Source organism: Streptomyces shenzhenensis (assembly GCF_003688995.1).
In the GTDB taxonomy this organism is placed as follows: domain Bacteria; phylum Actinomycetota; class Actinomycetes; order Streptomycetales; family Streptomycetaceae; genus Streptomyces; species Streptomyces shenzhenensis_A.
On record NZ_PENI01000002.1, the window covers coordinates 132,833 to 153,441 of the forward strand.

A 20,609-nucleotide genomic window follows, 5' to 3' on the forward strand; every position below is an offset into this window, starting at 1 on the left:
GCAAGATACCGGCAGTACTTAATGAGGTTCGTCATGTACCAGGTTCCTGACCAGCACGGCAAGCTCGCGGTGGTGACCGGCGCGAACAGCGGCACCGGCAAGGAGGCCGCGAAGCAGCTGGCCGCTGCCGGAGCCCACGTCGTACTCGCCGTGCGCACGCCGGCCAAGGGCGAGCAGGCCCGAGCCGACATCCTCGCTGCGCATCCCGCAGCCCAGGTGGAGGTCCGCCGTCTGGACCTGGCCGACCTGGACTCCGTCCGCGCCTTCGCCGACGGTCTGCTTTCCGACGGCCGGCCGCTGGATCTGCTGCTGAACAACGCCGGCGTGATGATGCCCCCGGTACGCCACGAGACCAAGGACGGCTTCGAGCTGCAGTTCGGCAGCAACTTCCTTGGCCCGTTCGCCCTCACCGTCCGCCTGCTGCCCCTCCTGCTGAAGGCCCCGGCACCGCGGGTCGCGACGATGAGCAGCGGCCAGGCCAACCGCGCCGCCATCCGCTTCGACGACCTGAACTCCACCGGCGACTACAAGCCCATCCCCGCCTACGCGCAGTCCAAGCTCGCCGACCTCCTGATGAGCCAGTACCTGGCCCACCTGGCCACGAGCAGGGGGTGGCCCCTGCTGTCGATCGCCGCGCACCCAGGCAGCGCCCGCACCAACATCGCCGCCAGCGGCCCGACCATGGGCGGCCGCCCGCCACTGCTCCTGCAGATCCTGGGACGCATCGTGCCCTCGCAGAGCCCGGCCGGCGGCGCCCAGCCGCTGCTCCTCGCAGCGACCGGCGCGGACGTGGAACAGGCTGGCTACTACGGCCCCCGCTGGTCCATGGTCGGCCCTGCCGTGCCGGCGAAGCTGCCGCGCTCCGCAACCGACCGGCACGTCGCGGCCCGGTTGTGGGCGGCGGCCGAAGAACTCACCGGCGTCTCAGTACCCGACAGCCTCTGAGCCCCCGGTCCCACCCGCCCCGGCGACGGCCGACCGACCCGGCCAAGCGCTCGTCGCGGCGGCCGCCCAACTCGCCGTCACCGTGACGCCGCACCGGACACCGGTCGCTGTGCCTCTGCCTGTCCAAGCCCGAGGCGGAGCACACGGCCGCCCTCGACGCCCGGCTCGCGCATCTTCACTCCGGCTGCCTGCAAGAACTCCGTACACAACCCACACGGTCGGGACTCTCCCGAGAGAAGGAAGAACCATGGAAACGCGCATTCTCGGCGGCACTGGCCTGCCTGTCAGTGTCTTCGGCTTCGGGGCCATGAACCTCGGCACCTGGGGCGGCACCGACCAGGCCGACGCTGACCGGCTCGTCGGCCAGGCCCTCGACGCCGGCATCACCCTGTTCGACACCGCCGACATCTACAGCTTCGGAGAATCCGAGCAACTGCTCGGCAAGGCCCTCGGCGCACGCCGTGACGACATCGTGCTGGCCACCAAGGGCCGCAACTCCGTCGGCGATGACCCGCTCACCGGCGGCGCATCACGACGCTGGCTGTACAAGGCGGTCGAGAACAGCCTCCGCCGCCTGGGAACCGACTACATCGACCTCTACCAGGTACACCGCCCCGACTGGGCCACCGACCACGACGAGACCCTCGCCGCGCTCACCGACCTCCAGCGGGAAGGCAAGATCCGCAGCTTCGGCAGCTCCACCTACCCGGCCCACGCCGTCGTCGAGGCGCAGTGGATCGCCCGTGACCTGTCCCTGACTCGGTTCACTACCGAGCAGGTCGCCTACTCGGTATTCGACCGCTGCGTCGAGGCCGACATCTTCCCCGTCGCGCAGAAGTACCGGATAGGCATCCTCATCTGGAGCCCGCTGGCCAACGGATGGCTCGCCGGCGCCGTCAAGCGCGGCCATGCCGACACCCACCGGTCCAAGCTCGGCGGAGGCTTCGACCTGTCGACGCCGGAGAGCCAGCGCAAGCTCGACGTCGTCGACTCGCTCCAAGAGATCGCCGACGAGCTCGGAATCAGCCTGGCCGAGCTGTCGCTGGCGTTCGTGAAGTCGCACCCCGCGGTCACCACGGTGCTGGTCGGTCCCCGCACCGAGCACCACCTGCAGCAGAACCTCAGGTCCGCCGACCTCACCCTCGACGACAGCGTCCTCGACCGCATCGACCAACTCGTCGCCCCCGGCACCGACATCGCCCCCGCCGATCGCTTCCCGGTCGTCCCGCCGCAGATCACGGAAACCCGTCTGCGCCGCCGCTGACCATGACCACGGTCGGCCGGCTTCGCCGGGCCCGGACTGTCCTGGCGGCCAGGAGCCTCGGTCCCCGCGCTTTCCCGAGAACCGGTGCCGCGACGCCCTCCCCGGCGGAATCGAGCACGCACCCGCGCGATCGTCGACTACTCAAGCCTCTCGACAAGGGCAGATCTGGCATGACCATCCGCACGGCACACGACACCCCCGGGCAGAGCCGCTGCCGCAGACCCTCGCAGAAGCCGAGCAACTACCCAGTGGGCACTGCCTCCGCCAGCTCGCGAGACCTGGCCGGGGCCGTCTGCGCGCTCCTATACGAACGCCGTGATCCCGCGGCGGCCGCCGGCCTGACCTGCCTTCGCAAGACTGGCGAACCATCCACCGCGGCGGTCGCGTCGTGAGGGCCGGCGAATTCAGTGCCTCTGATCTGGCTCGCCGCACCGGCCTCACGCCACCGACACCTGCTCTGCGCTCCTGGTGCGCCACCGTTCTCGACGTGGCCGGGCACAGCTGGAAACCAGCAGTCTTGGTCACAGGTGTCGCGGTGGCTCTTCCGCTGGCAGCCGTGGAACTCACCCAGACACTCGCTGAGATGTCTGGCTATCCCGTTGCCTTGGCACTGCCCGAAGCACTTTCGACCGCAGACTCCGCCTCGGTTGTGGTGGGCATCAGCCTGACCCTCGCACTCCTCGTCATCACGAGCGCGGTCGCCGCCATCGGTTGGGCGGGCGGCATCTGGGCGCTCGTCGGCCCTGCGGTGACCGGCCGGCCCGTGACCGTCAAAGACTCCTACCGCTACGGTCTACGCCACCTTCCCTCCCTGGGACCGTGGACCCTCGGCGCCACACTGCTGCTTGTCGCCGGGCTGTCCGCGTACGTCGTCCCCGGCCTCTACCTGCTGTACGCGCTCTCCATGTTCAGCTTCCCCGTCCTGTTCGAACACGGCACCAACCCCCTCCGGCGCTCATTCCGCCTCACCCACACTCAGGCCGGACGCGTACTCGCACGCTGGAGTGTCCTTGCTGTTGTCGCGGTCGCCTTCGAGGGCGCACTGAGCCTCCTCTTCGGTGGTCTGAGCCTCGCCCTCCTCGGCCATCCGGGATTCGGCAGCAGCGCCCAAGGGCTCAACGACGGCCTCCTCGACGCCGTCCACACCGCGGTCGGCGCACCCCTGTGGGCCCTGTTGGTCATTGGCCTCACGGTCACCTACATGGACCTGCAGGCGAGCCCCACACGCAATTCGCGGTCGTAGCCGGATTCGCCACGTCGACAGTCAAGGAACACCATGCCGGCCGAGAGAGGCATTCACCGGGGAAGAGCCCTCACCGTCTGTTCGCCGCTCCACACCATCATGAACACCGCCTTCATCACGCACGGCATCCTCCTCGCCGTCTCCGCAGTCCTCCTGGCGCCCCTTTCATCTGGCGTCCTCTCCGGTCTCGCGATCGCCGAACGCATCGCCGTCTACACGATCAGGGCAGCCGAACTCCCGGCTGGCTTCAGCGTGCTCGCCGCGAACAAGGCCAGCGTGACAGCTCCGCGACGCCGCATTGCAACGTCGACGGATTCGACATAGGAACACGACATAGGGACATGACCGTGAAAGTAATCATCTTCGGCGCCAGCGGTCTCATCGGCGACGGCTTCCTTCAGGAGTGCCTGCGCGGCGACGACGTAGCCGAGGTCGTCACCGTCGGACGGACGCGACTGGACCTCACACACCCGAAGTTGCGCCAGGTCATGCACGCCGACTTCCTGAGCTTTGCCTCGGCCAGAAATGACTTTGCTGGCGCCGATGCCTGCTTCTGGGGCCTCGGCGTCAGCTCCACCGGCATGGACCACGACGACTACGAACGCATCACCTACGGATACACCACCGCTGCCGCGCACACACTCCACGAAGTCAACCCGCGCCTGACCTTCGTCTACGTCTCCGGCGGCGGCACCGACAGCACCGAACGCGGCCGTGTCCGCTGGGCCCGTGTCAAAGGCCGCACCGAGAACGCGATCATCTCCGCCTTCCCCAACGGATACGCCCTCCGCCCCGGCTTCGTCCTGCCTGCTCACAACGCCCGCACCAAGACCGCCGCCTACCGATGGGCCAGCGTCGCAGTCACCCCGTTCCTTCCGCTCCTGCGCCTCCTACGGCTGGGGCCCGTCCTTGTGACCGACACCGCCCAGCTCGGCCAGGCAGCACTGAACCTCGCCCGCCAGGGACACTCCCGCCACGTCCTGGAGAACCGCGACATCCTCACCGTGGCCTCTCGACTTGCTCATGTGCCCGCTCGCGTCAACCGCCGTCGGATCCGCGACTTCTGTCCATCGGTATGCAAATCCGGCGTCTGAGGGAGGAGCAGGGATTCAGTCTGGAGGAGCTCGCTGAGCGAAGCGGGATAAGTTTTCGTGGACTCATCTATATCGAGCACGGTCAGCGCAATCCGAGTGTTTTGACTCTTCTGTGTATTTCGTCAGGGCTCAACGTCCTTCCGGCGACGTTGTTTGAAGGGCTGTCAGTGGAGATGCTCGATGACCTCGTATCGGATGCGTGACTGATTTGTGTACGGGGCCCGACGCGTGGCTGCTCGACGAGTAACCGCTTGACGGAGACGGGCTGCTAAGGCTCGGCGCATCGCTCTTCGTACCGAAGCCGTGGGCGCAGTGAATTACCCGGGGGCCAACTCGCCGGTGAGCAGGGGCTTCGACGCTCTTGGCCCTCGGAGGCGCCCTCCCGCGACCGCGAGAGATCTCGTAGGAACGGTGCGTCAGCGCGCGCGTTTCCCTCTTTGGGATGTACGTGACCCTCGTATGCTTACGCCACGAGCCGCAATGGGTGGGGCACTTGAGGCGGCTGTTGTCGCCTGTGCTGTACAGGGGCGCGGGCTTGTCCGGGGGCTTCGGTGTACCTGGCACATGTGCGGGCCGAGACCTTTCGGATCTTTGGCCCGGCGCCGCAGCGGCAGGGAGGCGACGATGAGGCGCTGCGGATCGACTTCGGCCCGGGCATCAGCGTGCTTGTGGAGAACGACAGCTGAAAGACCGCGATCGTCGACGCGATCCGGCTGTGCCTGCTGACGACGGCGGCTGACTTCTACCGCATCACCAAGGACGACTTTCACGCGGGACGCAACGGACGGGCGACCAAAAGCAGCTGCTGCTGACCTCCTTCTTCAGCGCCTCAGGCGGCAGCGACGACGGAGACGATTGGGACGAGGACGCCACCGACGGCTTCGAGTCGATCCTCGACATGTGCAAAGCCAGCGGAGTCCTGCGCGGGCTGCCTCTGCGCTGGCACTACCGCAGCCGGCACGAGAACCTGATCGCTTTCAGCAACCACGACTTCTACGACAACTCCATGGTCACGTTCCCGGGCGCGCTGGAACAGGGACCGGACATCGGCGTGGAGTTCATCAAGGCGGACGGTGTCTACGACCGTGGCGGGAACATCGACAACCCTCTCGAGGCCACGAAAGTGGCCCCAGCGCGTCATGCGCCACTTCGACACCCGCCCCGAGCACACCCTCGGCGTGGTCGCGCTGTCGAAGGCGCAGGCGGAGGCAATCGAGGAGGCGGTACAGAAGGCCAGGGCGGCCCGCCCGGACCTCGACCACCACTTCACGGAGGGCCGCCTCGACAGTTTCTTCGTCAAGAACCTCGAAACCGTCCAGGGCGACGAGCGCGACGTCATCATCCTCTCCATCGGCTACGGCCCCGACCACCGGGGCAAACTGCTGTCGACATCTGGCCCCATCAACAGGGAGGGCGGATGGCGACGCCTCAACGTGGCCGTGACCCGCGCCCGGCGCCGCATGGAAGTCATCGCCTCCTTCTACGGAGGGGATCTGCCGGACAGTGCCAACAAGAGCGTGCAGCACCTTAAGCGGTATCTGCAGTACGCCCAGCACGGCCCTGCGATCCTCCAGACAGCGGTCGCCGATCCGGACGCGGCTCCGGAGAGCCCCTTCGAAGAGGAGGTCATCGACGTCCTGCGCGGCTGGGGACATGAGGTCCAGCCGCAGGTGGGGGTCGCCGGTTTCCGCATCGACATGGCGGTACGGCACCCAGGCGCGCCCGGCACGTACGCGCTGGGCATCGAGTGCGACGGCGCCATGTATCACTCGTCGCGGGCGGCTCGGGACCGCGACCGGCTCAGGGAAGCGGTCCTGCGCGACCTGGGCTGGAGACTGCACCGAATCTGGGGAACGGACTGGTATCGGAACCGGCGGGATGCGATGGCACGGCTGCGAGCTGCGGTGGAGGCGGCCTGTGCTGAGGATCCGCATGCCGTACGAGTGGCGCCGCCCGCGGGGGCGGTCGGCAATGGCGGCAGTACGGCAGAGGTCGTGGACGGCCCCCTGAGCGCGAGCGGCGGGGAGCCCGTGGAAGTGGCAGGTGGTCCGGCAGTCCCGCGAGTGCAGTTCGTGGTGGTCGACGCCGGCCCTGCGTCCTGGAGCCGTCCCTACCAGGAGGTCGACCCTGACCTGTTGGCAGAGATACGTGACAGGTCGAGCAGCCAGCGAGGCATGTGGAGCGTGGAGTTGCAGGATCCCGATGCCCTCGACGTCGTGGCAGACGTGGCGCTGTGTGTGGTCGAGGTGGAAGGACCTGTCGAGAAGGAGGTGATCTACACCCGGGTCCGTCTCGCGTGGGGCCTCGGACGAGCCGGCCAGGTGGTTCGCGACCGTGTCGACCGAGCTCTTCGCCGTCGCGCACGCCGACGGAGCGGTGCGCCCGACGAGTGGTGGAGGTTCCCGTGGCGGAGCGGCAGCTCGTGCTCGGAAACGTGGTCGACGAAGGGCCGGGCGTGCATCGCGAGGATCTACTGCGGGAGGCCGCCCGCTTCTTCGGCTGGGCGCGGCTCGGCGCCGATATCCGGGACGCGCTGACTGGTGACATCGACGCGTTGATCGCCGCCGGGTACTTGGTCGAGTCGGAGGGTGGCCTGGTACCTGCCGAGGGTCCTTGATCCGTTGTAGTGGGCTTGTCCAGGTTGGGCGGTGCCCCGGCATCGGCCCATTCGCCGGTACGGCTGTCAGTACCGCCAGGTACCCTCAGACGCATCGTCAACGCGGCCCGACGGGCTTCCGCTCCACCCCGGTGGAGTCTCGAAGGACATGCCCCCACCCGCACGAGTCTTTTCGTGCTGCCTGGGGGAAGTCCTTGCTGTTCCGCGCGTCCGCGAAAACGGTCGCCGTCATGGCACTCGACGGTTCGCTGTTCCTGCACCTCACCGACCGGTTCGTCCATATGCATGGCTATCGCCCGAGCACCTCGGAGGTGCGTTCCTGGGAGCGCAGCATCCCCGTCCTGGCCGCCGCACTCAACGACGCCGGCCTGGGCGACGTCGAGGTGATGCTGGAGTACGCGCTACCGCTGAACAGCAAGCGTGCCGACGTCGTCCTCTCCGGAGTGCACCCGGTCACGGGAGAGCCGTCCTACGTCGTGGTGGAGCTGAAGCAGTGGAGTCAGGCGCTGCCCCATGAGGATGACCCCACCCTGTGCCATGTCGACGCCTACGCACAGCCCGTCCTCAACCCCATCGAGCAGGTACGCCGCTACTGCGAATACCTCGTCAATTTCAACGGGGCAGTGGCCGAACACGGACACCGGGTGGCTGGAGTGGCGTATCTGCACAACGCCACCGAGTTCGGCGTGACCGGGCTGCGCGAGATCGAGCGTGACGACCACGGACTGCTCTTCACCGAGGAACGCCGTGGCGCCTTCCTCGACCATCTTCGTTCGAGGCTGAGCGACAAGCACCCAGGGGCCCGGGCGGCGGACGAACTCCACGCAGGCGCCACGGTGCCGTCGAAGCAGCTCATGTCCGTGGCCGCTGAGGAGGTGCGCGAGCGCACACAATTCGTCCTCCTCGACGAGCAGCAGGTGGCATACCGCATGGTGCTCAACGCGGTGGAGAAGGCGAAGCACGCCGACCGCAAAGAGGTCGTCATCGTCACGGGCGGCCCCGGTACCGGCAAGAGCGTGATCGCTCTCCAACTGCTCGGCGAGCTCTACCGGCGCGGGGTTCCGGCACTGCACGCCACCGGCTCACAGTCGTTCACGAAGACGATGAGGAAGGTCGCAGGCGCCCGTAAGCGGGAAGTCCAGGACCTTTTCAAGTATTTCAACAGCTTCATGACGGCCGAGAAGAACAGCCTCGGTGCCCTGATCTGCGACGAGGCACACCGTATCCGGGAGACCTCGGCCAACCGCTACACGCGCGCCGCGCATCGTACCGGCAGGGCCCAGATCGATGAGCTCATCGATGTCGCCTACGTGCCCGTCTTCTTCCTCGACGAGCACCAGGTCGTCCGCCCCGGCGAGATGGGCACCGTGGCCGAGATCAAGGCGGCAGCGGCGAAGCGGGGCATCCCCTGCAGTGTCGTCCCACTGGACAGCCAGTTCCGCTGTGGTGGTAGTGACGCCTACCTGCGCTGGGTGGTCCGGCTCCTCGGCCTGGAGCCGGGCGGGCCGGTCGTGTGGGAACCCGACGACCGCATGCAGTTGCTGGTCGCCGACAGCCCGCAAGAGATGGAAGCCTTCCTCCAGGCACGCCGGACCCATGACTACGGCGCCCGTATGTCCGCGGGCTACTGCTGGCGCTGGTCCCCGGAACCGAAGCCGGGCGACCCGCTCCCGCCCGACGTCGTCATCGGCGACTGGGCCCGCCCCTGGAACCTGCGCGGTGACCGCTCCGTCTCCGGTGCTCCCCCGGCCGCCTTGTGGGCCACCGACCCGGCGGGCTTCGGACAGGTCGGCTGCGTCTACACCGCCCAGGGCTTCGAGTACGACTGGTCCGGCGTGATCATCGGCCCCGACCTGGTCTGGCGCGGCGACCGCTGGATCACGGACCGTACGGCGTCCAAGGACCCGGTCTTCAAGAAGTCGACCCCGGACACCGACGTGGACCGTCTGATCCGTAATACCTACAAGGTGCTGCTGACCCGAGGCATGGTGGGCACGATCGTGTACTCGACGGACCCGGAGACACGGGAGAAGCTGCGGGAACTGGCGGGCGGACTGGCACGGGAGTCTGCGTCGGCTTGGCCGACAGGCCGACGCTCCGCGGCGCATACCCCCTGAGCCATGCCAACAGCGCAGGACGACGAAGATCGTTCGGGTGCCGCTACTTGCCCGTCAGCCTGTTGAGTTCACACAGAGTCCGGTGGTACCGGAGGTGCTCATCATCGATTTGATGGCTCATGTGCCGGTGGAGGCGTCCTAAGGAATCGCCTCCATGCGTCTTCTTCACGTAGCCGTCAACGTCAATGAAGATCTCGAGACCGTCGAAAAGAACATGATGGTTGGGGCACAAACAGAGCAGGTTCGGCAGTTCGTCCGGTCCGTCGTGCGGTGATCCGAGGCCACGTATGTGCGCAGCCTCGCTGTAGGGCCTGCGCTTGTACTGCAGACATGTCTTGCACACCTGACAAGCGTTGCTGTACAGGTCTTTGACCTGATTTGCGATGGCGGCATTGCGCATCAGCCGTGAGGAGCTGGATTCCCGTCGTGGGGTCGGACCTGTCGTCCGTTCTGGTCCGATACCTTCCTCGCCGGGACCGTCCGGGTCTTCGTCGGGCAGGCCGTCGGCCGTCGTGTAGCCGGCCAGGCCCACTCGATTGAGCAACTCGCGCTGGTCGACATCGTCAAGGTACGTGCTGCACAGGGTGACCACGGCCTGTAGGCGGGTGAGCGGATTCTGCAGCAACTCAGTGCTTGCATGCGTGAGACCTGCGACGGGTTGGGCCGTGTTGAGGACTCCTGTCCGCGGCATGGGGCCGGCATCCTTGGGTATCCCGTGTACTTCCCACAGACCACTGCCCTGCAAGTGCCAGAAGGGGTACTCGGGGGTGACTTTGGAGCCGGGTAGCCCGAACTCGGCCAGGAGCGCGCCGACTTCAGTACGGAAACAGGACCACGGTGCCAGGCGTGGCTTGCCCGTAGCGATGCGGGACACTGCCCACAGCAAGGCCAGTGGCTGGTGGCGACTGGGGGCGTCACTTCCGGCACGGCGATGCGTATTGAGAGCGCCGATTCGATCCAGCAAATCCGCTGGGCTCAACTGTCGAGACACAACCGGAAGAGATGCGGGAGTCTGCGGCGAAAGCGGGTGCACCTTCCTGGGCAGGAGTTGGGCAGCGTGCTGGTAATCCTCGGCAGGCCGCAGGGTAAGGCTCCGTAGCGGCGCCGGAACGTTCAAGCGCCTCAATATGGGAGCTGCAAGCACGGGATCGGGAAACTCTTCGACTTCACCCAGCGCCATGATGTGTTCCCACGTAGCGCCATCCGCATCGGCTCCCCAGACCGCCTGCGCCACCGCCGAACTCTCGAACAGGTGAAGAATGCGGGCACGAGCGATGAAGTGACCGTCCGCGTAGAAAAGAACCTCGTCGCCAATGCGGCGATTTCGCAGAGTTCTGACTTTCTCGTTGTTGGCCTGCGTTGTGGGAGTGGCTCCCCACAGGCGAGCTGTCCCATCCGGGTACAAGGCGGTGAGTGCGTCCGCGTGCTCGCCGAGCACGTGCTTGATGTCCGCGATGCGGACGCCCTGTCGTATCGATCCAGCGAAGTTCCGCGGGCCGCGATCTCGAGGCCCGCCGCGAGGCTGAAGGACTACCTGCGGCGCCATCTGCTGCGACCCGTCCGTGGTGGCGGACCCGTCCGTCACCGTGAAGCCAAGCGCACGCAGACGACGTACCACCGTGTGCGCACCGCCGCTGAAGTCAGCGGCCGACAGCGGGCTGCCGACTGAGTACAGGTGTGCTACGCCTGCGATGGCCTTCGAGTCATAGCGGTTCTCGTTCAGAACAAGCTCGTACGCAGTTGCCCTGCCGAAGCCGTACCGGCGGCGAAATGCTTCACGCCCCAGGTGCTGACACTCCTCGACCGCGGCCAGAACTCCTGCGCGTGTGATGTCCCCAAGTCCCATACCGAAAGGCTAGTACGACAGTATGACAATGCTCGATTTCCTCATCCCGGCCCAACGGGAGTAGCTCGCCGAACCGTTCGGCTGTGCCCGCACCAGCGTTGCCTCGGTCGAGAAGGGGACGGCGCGGAGGCCGACCGCCCGGTTCGCCGAGCGGGCGCCCCGTCGGCCGGCAGCGCGGGCCCGGCGGTGCAGCGCCTGCTTGGGACCTGCGGAACATGGAGATCCAGGTCATGCCGTTACGAGGCTCGAATATGTGGAGGGGTAGAAGACCGGGCAACTCGTCTTGGACCGGAAGTCATAAGCGTGATGCGGACGCGCTACGACAAGGTGCGCTCACAGGGACTGTCCCCGGCGGGATCCGGTGCTGAGGCGGGTCCGCCCGCTCGCGAGTACCTGATTCTGATTGTGCGGGCTGGTATGTCCTATAGTTCCTTTCTTCGTCACCCCTTCTCATGTAGCAGGCAGCGACTAGGATCTGCACCCTGGGTCTGACCATGGGGAACGGCGACCCCTGAGGGATACAAGGAGCGGGGAAAGGCATGCGGGAAGGCCGGTGGGTCACGGTCACCGAGTCCGAGTTCGATCACGAACGCCGCGGCCTGGAGGCGATCCGGGAGAAGCTGCCGGACTCCGACCCCTGGCGTGCCTGGTCGAACTTCACCTTCACCGCGAACACCGGCCACGTCCGCGAGGTGGACCTGCTGGTTGTCGCCCCCGGCGGCGTCTGCATGATCGAGTTGAAAGACTGGCACGGCTCGGTCACCTCCGAGAACGGCACCTGGGTGCAGACCACGCCTGGTGGCCGCCGCCGTACGCACGGCAATCCGCTGCACCTGGTCAACCGCAAGGCCAAGGAACTGGCCGGCCTGCTCGCGCTGCCCGGCAACAAGCGGGTCTGGGTCGCCGAGGCCGTCTGCTTCACCGACAACAGCCTTCGTGTACGCCTGCCCGCCCACGACCAGAACGGTGTCTACACCGTGCACCAGCTGGTCGAGATGCTCAAGGCACCCCCGCGCGACGAGCGGCGCCGGATCACCGCGATCGGCTCGCGTGAGATCGAGGCGGCCCTCAAGGGCATCGGCATCCGCAAGAGCGACGCGCAGTACAAGGTCGGCCCGTACGAGCTGGAGCGGAAGTCCTTCGACTCGGGGCCCACGTGGGCGGACTACCTCGCCCGTCACAGCGATCTACCCGAGGCCGCCCGCGTCCGCATCTATCTGAGCGAACGCGGCTCCGACGCCTCGCTGCGCCAGTCCGTCGAGAACGCGGCCCGGCGCGAGGCGGCGGTGCTGGGCCGGTTCAAGCATCCGGGCGCGGTCGAGCTCAAGCAGTACTTCCCCTCCGGGCACGCCGCCGGCCCCGCGCTGATCTTCGACTACCATCCGGACACCCTGAAGCTGGACGAGTACCTGGTCCAGTACGGCGAGAAGCTGGACATCCTCGGCCGGATGGCGCTGGTCCGCCAGCTCGCCGAGACCATGCGCTCCGCGCACTCCAGCCGCATCCACCACCGGGCGCTCGCCGCGCGCTCCGTGCTCGTTGTCCCTCGGCCGCGCGGTAGGAAGGGCCGGGCGGTGGGGGAGGATGCCGCCTGGCTCACCCCGCACCTCCAGATCTCCGACTGGCAGATCGCCACCCAGCGCAGCGGCGACTCCTCCCAGGGGCAGAGCGTGACTCGCTTCGCGCCGACCGCCCTGTCCGCGATGCACTTGGCTGACGACGCCGACGCCTACCTCGCCCCCGAACTCACCGCCCTCAATCCCGACCCGGTCCACCTCGACGTGTACGGGCTCGGCGTCCTCACCTACCTGCTGGTCACCGGCAAGGCCCCGGCCGCCAGCCAGGCCGAGCTGCTGGCCCGTCTGGAGGCGGGCGAGGGTTTGCGCCCCAGCTCCCTGGTGGACGGGCTGTCGGAGGACGTGGACGAGCTGGTGCAGGCCGCCACCGCCTACCGGCCGGGCCAGCGCCTCTCCAGTGTGGACGAGTTCCTGGAGCTGCTGGAGGTCGTAGAGGACTCCCTCACTGCCCCGGCCCAGGCGGCCACCGGTACGGAGGGGCCGGGCGACGAGGACGACCAGACTGCCGTCGCCAAGGATCCGCTGGAGGCCGTCGCCGGTGACGTGCTCGCCGGCCGGTGGGAGATCCGTCGCCGCCTCGGCACCGGCTCCACTAGCCGAGCCTTCCTCGTCCGCGACCTTCAGGCCGAAGCCCGCAGGACCCGCTCCCTGGCCGTGCTGAAGGTCGCCCTCTCCAACAGCCGCAGCGGGATCCTTGCCCGCGAGGCCGAGGCCATGGGACGACTGCGCCCCCACTCCGGCATCATCCGCCTCGTCGAACCCGAGCCGCTGCACCTGGGCGGCCGTACTGTCCTGGCTCTGGAGTATGTCGGCGATGAGCGTGACGACAACGGACAGGGCACCGAGGGCGGCGGGCGTCCGCGCCGCCGTGAGGAGACCGTCGCCCGCCAGCTCCGCGAGAACGGCCGCCTCCAGGTAGACCAGCTGGAGGCGTACGGCGACTACCTCTTCGGAGCGGTCGACTTCCTGGAGGGCGAGGGCGTCTGGCACCGCGACATCAAGCCCGACAACATCGCCATCCGTATCCGCCCCAACCGCACCCGCGAACTCGTCCTCATCGACTTCTCTCTCGCCGGCTACCCGGCGAAGAGCACCAACGCTGGCACCGACGGCTACCTGGACCCCTTCGTCGACGTCATCACCCGCGGCTCGTACGACTCGCACGCCGAGCGGTACGCCGTCGCCGTCACCCTGCACCAGATGGCCTCTGGCGAGCTGCCCAAGTGGGGCGACGGCAGCGTCCTGCCCCGTATGACCGACGCGAAGGAGTGGCCGTACCCGACCATCGCGGCCGAGGCCTTCGACCCGGCCGTACGGGACGGCCTCGTCGCCTTCTTTCAGAAGGCACTGCACCGCGATGCCAGCAAGCGGTTCCCCGAGCTGAAGCCGATGCGGGACGCCTGGCGCAAGATCTTCCTCGACGCCTCGCAGACGGTCCCGTCCAGCCACCGTTCCCGCCACCCGGCGACCACAGGGGAGGGGGCACCCGCCGAGGGCGTTGCCGCGGCGGCGATCGCGGACGCCGAGCCGGAGACGGCTGAGCAGCAGCGCGACCGTCTCGCCGCCGAGGTCACGCGGGACACCCCGCTGACCGTCTCCGGCCTCACGCCCGCTGCGCAGTCCTTCCTGTACGGCCTGGGCATCACGACGGTCGGTGAACTGCTCGACTACAGCCGCCGCAAGCTCGTCAACGCCCCCGGCCTTGGCGCCAAGACCCGCAACGAGGTCCAGCAGCGGCAGCGCGAGTGGGGCGAGCGGCTGCGTGAGATCCCCGTCTCGCCCCTGACGCCGAAGGGCCGGGCGGAGGCCAAAGAGGAGCTGGAGCAGCTCACGGCCGCCGAGTCGGCCGTCGTCGGCCAGCTTGCGACCGGCGAGTCGGCAGGCGCGCTGTCCCCCCGCACGTTGCGTTCGGTCAGCCTCGACACCCTCGCCACCGTCTTCGTGCCTGCCGTCAACAACAACGGCTCCAACCGCAACAAGGCGGAGATGGTACGGCTGTTGCTGCGCCTGCCCGACGAGCACGGGGTCCTGCCGGACATCGGCGTCTGGCCGAAGCAGAAGGATGTCGCGGACGGCCTTGGGCTGAGCCATGGCCGTATCCCGCAGATGCTCAAGGAGGAGCGCAAGCGCTGGAAGGCGGAGCCCGCCGTCCAAGCGCTGCGCGAGGAGATCATCGACCTGCTGGTGGGCATGGGGCGGGTCGCCTCGGCGGTGGAGATCGCGGATGCCCTGGCGGTCCGACGCGGCACCCATCTCGCGGGGCGCGAGCAGCGGCGCGCGATGGCGCTGGCGGCCGTACGGGCCGTGGCCGAGGTGGAGCAACTGCTGCCTCAGGAAGCCGAGTTTCAGCACCAGCCGAACCGCAAGGCGACGGACGAGTCCCTGGGCGCCGGCCTGCTGGCCCTCGATGTACGGGAGAACGACGGCCCGGACACCCCGACCGCGCCCGGCCTCCTGGAGTACGCGACCCGTCTCGGTAAGACGGCTGACCGGCTCGCCAAGCTGGACACCCTACCGACGGCGGCGACCGTCCTTGCCGAGCTGGGCGCGCTGACGGTGCCACCGGGCGCGGTGGACTGGGATGAGCGGCGCATGGTGGAGCTGGCGGCTGCGGCGTCGGTGAATGCCGCCGCCACTCCGCGCTTGGAGATCTACCCGCGTGACCTGTCGCTGGTGAGGGCGTTGCGCCTTACGCAGGCCGGGCTCGTCCGCTGGATTCCGGGTATGCCGGAGGGCCAGCAACCGGGCCTGACCGGCGCGGCGGTGCACGAGCGGGTCCGTGCTCGCTTCCCGGAAATGGTCGTTCCTGACGGGCGTGGCGGCACGCACCACGAACTGCCGACGGGGGGCCCGCTCACCAAGGCGTTGCGCGACGCCGGTTTTGAGCTGTCGCTCAGCATGCACGAGCGTGAGGGCGTGCTGCGCTACCTGCCGACGCGGGTGGACGACGCGTCGAGCTATCTGACGACGGGGGCGTGGCGGCAGTCGACGCGTACGGGTGCGGTGACGCGGTACGCCGACGACCCGCAGCTCGCGGGCGCGGTACGAGCGGAGGAACGGCTGCTCGCGTCGGCCCGTCGGGACGGATACCGGGTGCTGACCGTACGGCAGCAGCTGGTGCGGGACGCGGTGCGGGAGCTGGGTGCCGGGCGGTTGGGCACAGCTGCGGTGTCGGTGACGGAGCTGTTCCTGGAGGCGCTGCACGCGCAGGTCACGCCGGGCACCAAGCCCACGTGGGAGACCCTGCTCAAGGCGGACGCCGCCGAGCCTGGCTCGAAGGGCGCGGTGCGGTTCGCGGAGTACGTGCGGACGGCGTGGGGTGTGGTGGAGCCCCGGATCGCGAAGCTGCTGGGTGAGGGTGGCGGCGCGGCCTCGGGTCCTGTACTGCTGACGGAGGCCGGGGTGTTCGCGCGGTACGACGCGATGGGCGTCCTGGACCGGCTGGCGTCGGTTGCCCGGCGGGGCGGGCGCGGCCTGTGGCTCCTGGTCCCGCAGAGCGACCCCTCGCGGGAGCCCCGGCTCGGGCAGGTGGCCGTGCCGTACCAGGCCGGCCTGGGGGAGTGGATTCAGCTTCCGGACACGTGGGTGGGCAACGCCCATCGCGGGTCCGGCGAGGTTGCGGCAGGTGCCGCTGTCGAGGGAGACGTGAAGTGATCGACCGCAAGGCTCTGTTGAACGACCTGAAGCAGCAGGTCAAGGCGGTCGAGACCGACCTTGGGCGACAGGTGAAGGCGCTGGGCGATGTCGGCGCGCGCCTGAGGGCCGAGTACGACCAGGCACGCAAGCTCGGGCGTACGGCGGCGACGTGGAACTCATGGCTCGATGAGCGGGTCACGCAGGTCGCGGTGGCGTGGGTGCTGGGGACTGTGTTCGTACGGTTCTGTGAGGACAACCGGCTGATTCCCGAGCCGTACTTGACGGGGCCGGACGGGGATCGGCGTGAGCTGGCGGAGTCCCGGTACGACGCGTATGTGGAGTCGGATGAGGATCCGACGTACCGGGGGTGGCTGGAGAAGGCGTTCGAGGAGTTGGGGCAGGGGCAGGCGGGTCGGCTGCTTTTCGACAAGCGGCACAATCCGCTGTATCAGGTTCCACTGTCGCATGACGGTGCGCGGGAGCTGGTCGAGTTCTGGCGGGGGCGGGACGAGGCGGGTGCCCTCGTCCATGACTTCATCGATCCGCTGAACGAGGACGGTACGGAGGGGTGGGACACGCGGTTCCTGGGTGACCTCTACCAGGACTTGAGCGAGGCCGCCCGGAAGACGTATGCGCTGCTCCAGACGCCGGAGTTCGTGGAGGAGTTCATCCTCGACCGGACGATGAATCCTGCGGTGCGGGAGTTCGGGTACGAGGAACTGAAGATGATCGACCCTACGTGTGGGTCGGGGCACTTTGTGTTGGGGGCGTTTCGGCGGTTGGTGCGGCTGTGGGCGGAGGGGCAGCCGGGGAAGGACGTGCACGAACGGGTATCGGCCGCGCTGAAGTCGGTGCACGGCGTGGACGTCAACCCGTTCGCCGTGGCTATTGCGCGGGTTCGGCTCCTCGTTGCGGCGATGGCTGTGGGTGGCGTGCGGACGCTGGCTGAGGCGGCGAAATACGACTGGCCGGTACAGTTGGCGGTAGGAGACTCGCTGATCAAGTCCCGCCAGTCCCAGCAGGGCAACCTGTTCGGTGAGGTGGACGAGGACCTTGTGGACGAGCTGGCCGAGTTCAAGTACGCCACGGAGGATGTGCACGAGTACCAGGAAATCCTGAGGCCGGGGCGGTACCACGTGGTCGTGGGGAATCCGCCGTACATCACGGTCAAAGATAAGAAGCTAAACGAGCTGTATCGTGATCTTTATCCGGCGTGTGCAGGCACATACGCGCTCTCGGTTCCGTTCGCCCAGCGGTTCTTCGAATTGGCCAAGCGCGGAGATACTGAGGGGCGAGGGTACGGCATGGTTGGGCAGATCACCGCTAACTCCTTTATGAAGCGTGAGTTTGGGGCGAAGCTCATTGAGGGCTACTTCGGGCACGCAGTGGAGTTGACCGAGGTCGTCGATACGTCAGGTGCCTACATTCCGGGTCACGGGACGCCTACGGTCATCCTGGTTGGTAAGCAGCGAGGCGGAGCTGGGCGATCTCCCACCATTCGGACTGTTCGAAGTGTGCAGAGTGAGCCGTCCGCGCCGGATAACGCTGAGGAAGGGTTGGTCTGGCGGGCGATCGTCGAACAGATCGACAAGCCAGGCTCGGTGGGCCAGTGGGTCTCGGTAGATGACCTGGAGCGTGGGCGATACTTCGGCAAGCAGCCATGGGTTTTGGCCGATGGCGGACTTGAAATGGTCGAGCAACTCGGCAAAGCCAGCGAGCAGATCATGAAGGAGGTCGTCGAGCCACCGATTGGACGGGCGATCCGGGCTGGCGCCGACGAAGCGTACATTCGCCCACTCCGTGACACTTATCGGACGGTGGCTGATCGGCGTGGCATTCGACCGCTCATGATTGGCGAAATTGTTCGCGACTGGGATGCTTCACCTGAAGAAGGTATTTGGTTTCCCTACGCTAAGGAATTGCAGCCTGGTGATCTGACGGCTGACCTGTGGCCGTTGCGTCGTCTGCTTGAAGTGCGGCGAACTTTCCAAGGTGACATGGCGGATGCTGGGCTCCAGTGGTGGGACTACATGCAGTTCACTTCCTCTGCATACAGGACCGCGTTGTCCATCTCATTCGCGTTCGTGGCCACGTATAACCACTTCGTGCTGGACCGGGGTGGGAAGGTGTTTAACCGTTCCGCGCCGGTGATCAAGTTGCGGGAGGGGGCGAGCGAGGAGGAGCACCTGCGGCTGCTTGGGCTGCTCAACAGCTCCACTGCGGGCTTCTGGTTGAAGCAGGTCAGCCAGGGCAAAGGCGGTAGTGGTCTCGGGCGCGGCATTCAGAGCGAAGCGTGGGAAGAACGCTACGAGTTCACCGGCACCAACCTTGAAGAGTTCCCCGTCCCGGCCTCCAACCCCACCGCCCTTGCTACCGCCCTCGACATCCTCGCCCGACAGTTCTCCGCCAGCCGCGCCTCTGCTGTGGTCGAAGCCGCCATTCCCAACGCCGCCACTCTTCGTGAAGCCCGCAAGACCTGGGAGTCCACCCGCGCCCGCATGATCGCCCTCCAGGAAGAGCTGGACTGGCAGGTCTACTCCCTGTACAACCTCCATGGCGAAGACCTTCGTGCCTCAGAGGACCCCGACGACCCCAACATTCCTGAACTCGTCGTTGGGGAGCGTGCCTTCGAGATCGTTCTTGCGCGCCGCGTGGCCGCAGGTGAGGCCAGTGACGAGTGGTTCAAGCGGCATAACTCCGCGCCCATCACGGAGATCCCTGCCCGCTGGCCCGCCCCCTACCGGGAGATCGTCCAGAAGCGGATCGACGCCATTGAGTCGAACCGCGCCATCGGCATGGTCGAGCGTCCCGAGTACAAGCGCCGTTGGGCCACCGAGGGCTGGGACGCCCTCCAGGAGAAGGCACTCCGCTCGTGGCTGCTCGACCGTATGGAGAACCGCGACCACTGGTTTGACGAGAGCGGGCAGCCCACCATTCTCACCCTGGCCCGGCTCACCGACGCGCTCTCGCGTGACGAGGACTTCGTCTCCGTCGCCAAGCTCTACGCACCCCGCAAGGAACTCGTGAAGGTCGTCGCCGAGCTGATCAGCGACGAGCACGTGCCGTTCCTCTCCGCCCTGCGGTACAAGCCCTCTGGAATGAAGAAGCGCGCCGACTGGGAAGAGGTGTGGGACCTTCAGCGCCAAGAGGACGCTGCGCCTGACGAGCCCGCCAAGCGAAAGATCCGGGACTCCATCCCCGTACCGCCGAAGTACACCTCGGCTGACTTCCTCCGCCCCTCCTACTGGAAGGCTCGCGGCAAGCTCGACGTGCCCAAGGAGCGGTTCGTCTCCTACGGGCAGGCCAACACCGCCACCCCCGAACTGTACGGCTGGGCCGGCTGGGATCACCGGGAGCAGGCGCAGGCCCTCGCTACGTACTTCACCAACACCGCGCTGTCCACTGAAGAGATCACGCCCTTCCTCGCCGGCCTGCTGGAGCTCCAGCCGTGGCTGTACCAGTGGCACAACGAGTTCGACATGCTCTACAGCGGCTCCCCGGCAGACTTCTTCGCCGGTTACGGCCAGCAGAAGCAGGGTGAGCACGGACTCACCGACGACGATCTCCGTAACTGGCGGCCCCCGGCTGCGACCCGAGGCCGTCGCGCTGCTGTGAAGAAGTAGCCGAAAACGACTCGGTGTTGTGCCCGGGTACGCCGATGCCGAGTCTGCCGGACGAGGAGCCGCCGGGTGGGTGTGCGAGCGGCCTCCGGACGGTATGCGCAGCTCCGCCCATACCGTTTTGCCGGGGCGGCCGGGCGAGGGGTGACGCCCCAGGCATCCGCGAGGGCGGCGACGAGGAGCAGGCCTCGGCCGGACTCGGATGTGGAGTCGGGGGTCGAGGGAGTGGGTGGGGGCCGTGACCGGGGTCGGGTACGGGTGGCCCCAGTTGTTCAGACGGTGGGAGAACCAGTCGGCGGGCGAGGCGGGCGCCGCGTGGGGGCGAGGTGAAGCGCATGGTGAACTCGCGTTCGGGTGCGAGGCGCTGTGGCATATGTCCGTCGGGGGAGTTGTTGACTTCATAGGGGCAACGGTTGCGGACTCTGCGTAGCGTTGACCAGGCGCGACGTGCTGACGGGTGTGGGATGTACACGTGGGCGGAGCGCTTGTACGTGGCGTTGGCGTGGCCTGCTGTGCGTGTTCGAGCGGCCCGTGCCGCACTCGCCGTACAACCCACAGCCTGGACCGCGTTCGTCCAGTTCGCGGCACTCTGACAGAGCAGGGCCCTCCGCAGGCGTGGGCTTGCCGAGGGCCCTGCACGTGTCCGTCTC

12 protein-coding genes are annotated in these 20,609 nt (G+C 67.5%); 10 read left to right on the plus strand and 2 right to left on the minus strand.

Features of this window, described 5'->3' with window-relative positions; all coding sequences use genetic code 11:
* The first annotated feature begins 33 nt into the window (after window positions 1–33).
* From CTZ28_RS03620 to CTZ28_RS03645, 6 genes are all read left to right on the plus strand, one after another.
* On the plus strand, window positions 34–945 hold the full coding sequence (locus tag CTZ28_RS03620; RefSeq protein ID WP_121887740.1) for an SDR family oxidoreductase: 912 nt from the start codon (window positions 34–36) through the stop codon (window positions 943–945).
* A gap of 247 nt (window positions 946–1,192) precedes the next feature.
* Window positions 1,193–2,209, plus strand: coding sequence for an aldo/keto reductase (locus tag CTZ28_RS03625; RefSeq protein WP_121887741.1), 1,017 nt, complete (start codon window positions 1,193–1,195; stop codon window positions 2,207–2,209).
* 583 nt (window positions 2,210–2,792) lie between these two features.
* Window positions 2,793–3,452: a hypothetical protein gene (locus tag CTZ28_RS03630; RefSeq protein ID WP_147481110.1), complete on the plus strand. Its 660-nt coding sequence runs from the start codon at window positions 2,793–2,795 to the stop codon at window positions 3,450–3,452.
* 33 nt (window positions 3,453–3,485) lie between these two features.
* A complete protein-coding gene (locus CTZ28_RS03635; protein WP_121887743.1) occupies window positions 3,486–3,776 on the plus strand; it encodes a hypothetical protein in 291 nt (96 codons plus the stop codon).
* 17 nt (window positions 3,777–3,793) lie between these two features.
* A complete protein-coding gene (locus tag CTZ28_RS03640) occupies window positions 3,794–4,546 on the plus strand; it encodes a Rossmann-fold NAD(P)-binding domain-containing protein (protein ID WP_220795308.1) in 753 nt (250 codons plus the stop codon).
* Window positions 4,528–4,749, plus strand: coding sequence for a helix-turn-helix domain-containing protein (locus tag CTZ28_RS03645; protein ID WP_259471462.1), 222 nt, complete (start codon window positions 4,528–4,530; stop codon window positions 4,747–4,749). The genes CTZ28_RS03640 and CTZ28_RS03645 overlap by 19 nt, the downstream gene beginning before the upstream one ends.
* A 626-nt stretch (window positions 4,750–5,375) precedes the next feature.
* On the opposite strand, the gene CTZ28_RS47995 is transcribed toward CTZ28_RS03645, so the two are convergent.
* A complete protein-coding gene (locus tag CTZ28_RS47995) occupies window positions 5,376–5,687 on the minus strand; it encodes a hypothetical protein (RefSeq protein ID WP_259471463.1) in 312 nt (103 codons plus the stop codon).
* Between CTZ28_RS47995 and CTZ28_RS03650 the strand changes: the two genes are divergently transcribed.
* Both CTZ28_RS03650 and CTZ28_RS03655 read left to right on the plus strand, forming a co-directional pair.
* On the plus strand, window positions 5,686–7,083 hold the full coding sequence (locus CTZ28_RS03650) for a DUF3320 domain-containing protein (RefSeq protein WP_259471464.1): 1,398 nt from the start codon (window positions 5,686–5,688) through the stop codon (window positions 7,081–7,083). The genes CTZ28_RS47995 and CTZ28_RS03650 overlap by 2 nt on opposite strands.
* 274 nt (window positions 7,084–7,357) lie before the next feature.
* On the plus strand, window positions 7,358–9,280 hold the full coding sequence (locus CTZ28_RS03655; protein WP_121887744.1) for a DUF2075 domain-containing protein: 1,923 nt from the start codon (window positions 7,358–7,360) through the stop codon (window positions 9,278–9,280).
* A 43-nt stretch (window positions 9,281–9,323) separates the two neighbouring features.
* Here the strand turns inward: CTZ28_RS03655 and CTZ28_RS48000 are convergent, their stop codons facing one another.
* Entirely contained in the window at window positions 9,324–11,126 is a 1,803-nt protein-coding gene (locus tag CTZ28_RS48000) for an HNH endonuclease (protein WP_259471465.1), read from the minus strand.
* A 539-nt stretch (window positions 11,127–11,665) separates the two neighbouring features.
* Here CTZ28_RS48000 and pglW point away from each other — a divergent pair.
* On the plus strand, window positions 11,666–16,357 hold the full coding sequence (gene pglW / locus CTZ28_RS03670) for a BREX system serine/threonine kinase PglW (RefSeq protein ID WP_121887745.1): 4,692 nt from the start codon (window positions 11,666–11,668) through the stop codon (window positions 16,355–16,357).
* Window positions 16,354–19,962: a BREX-2 system adenine-specific DNA-methyltransferase PglX gene (pglX, locus tag CTZ28_RS03675; RefSeq protein ID WP_121887746.1), complete on the plus strand. Its 3,609-nt coding sequence runs from the start codon at window positions 16,354–16,356 to the stop codon at window positions 19,960–19,962. The genes pglW and pglX overlap by 4 nt, the downstream gene beginning before the upstream one ends.
* Window positions 19,963–20,609: the final 647 nt, after the last annotated feature.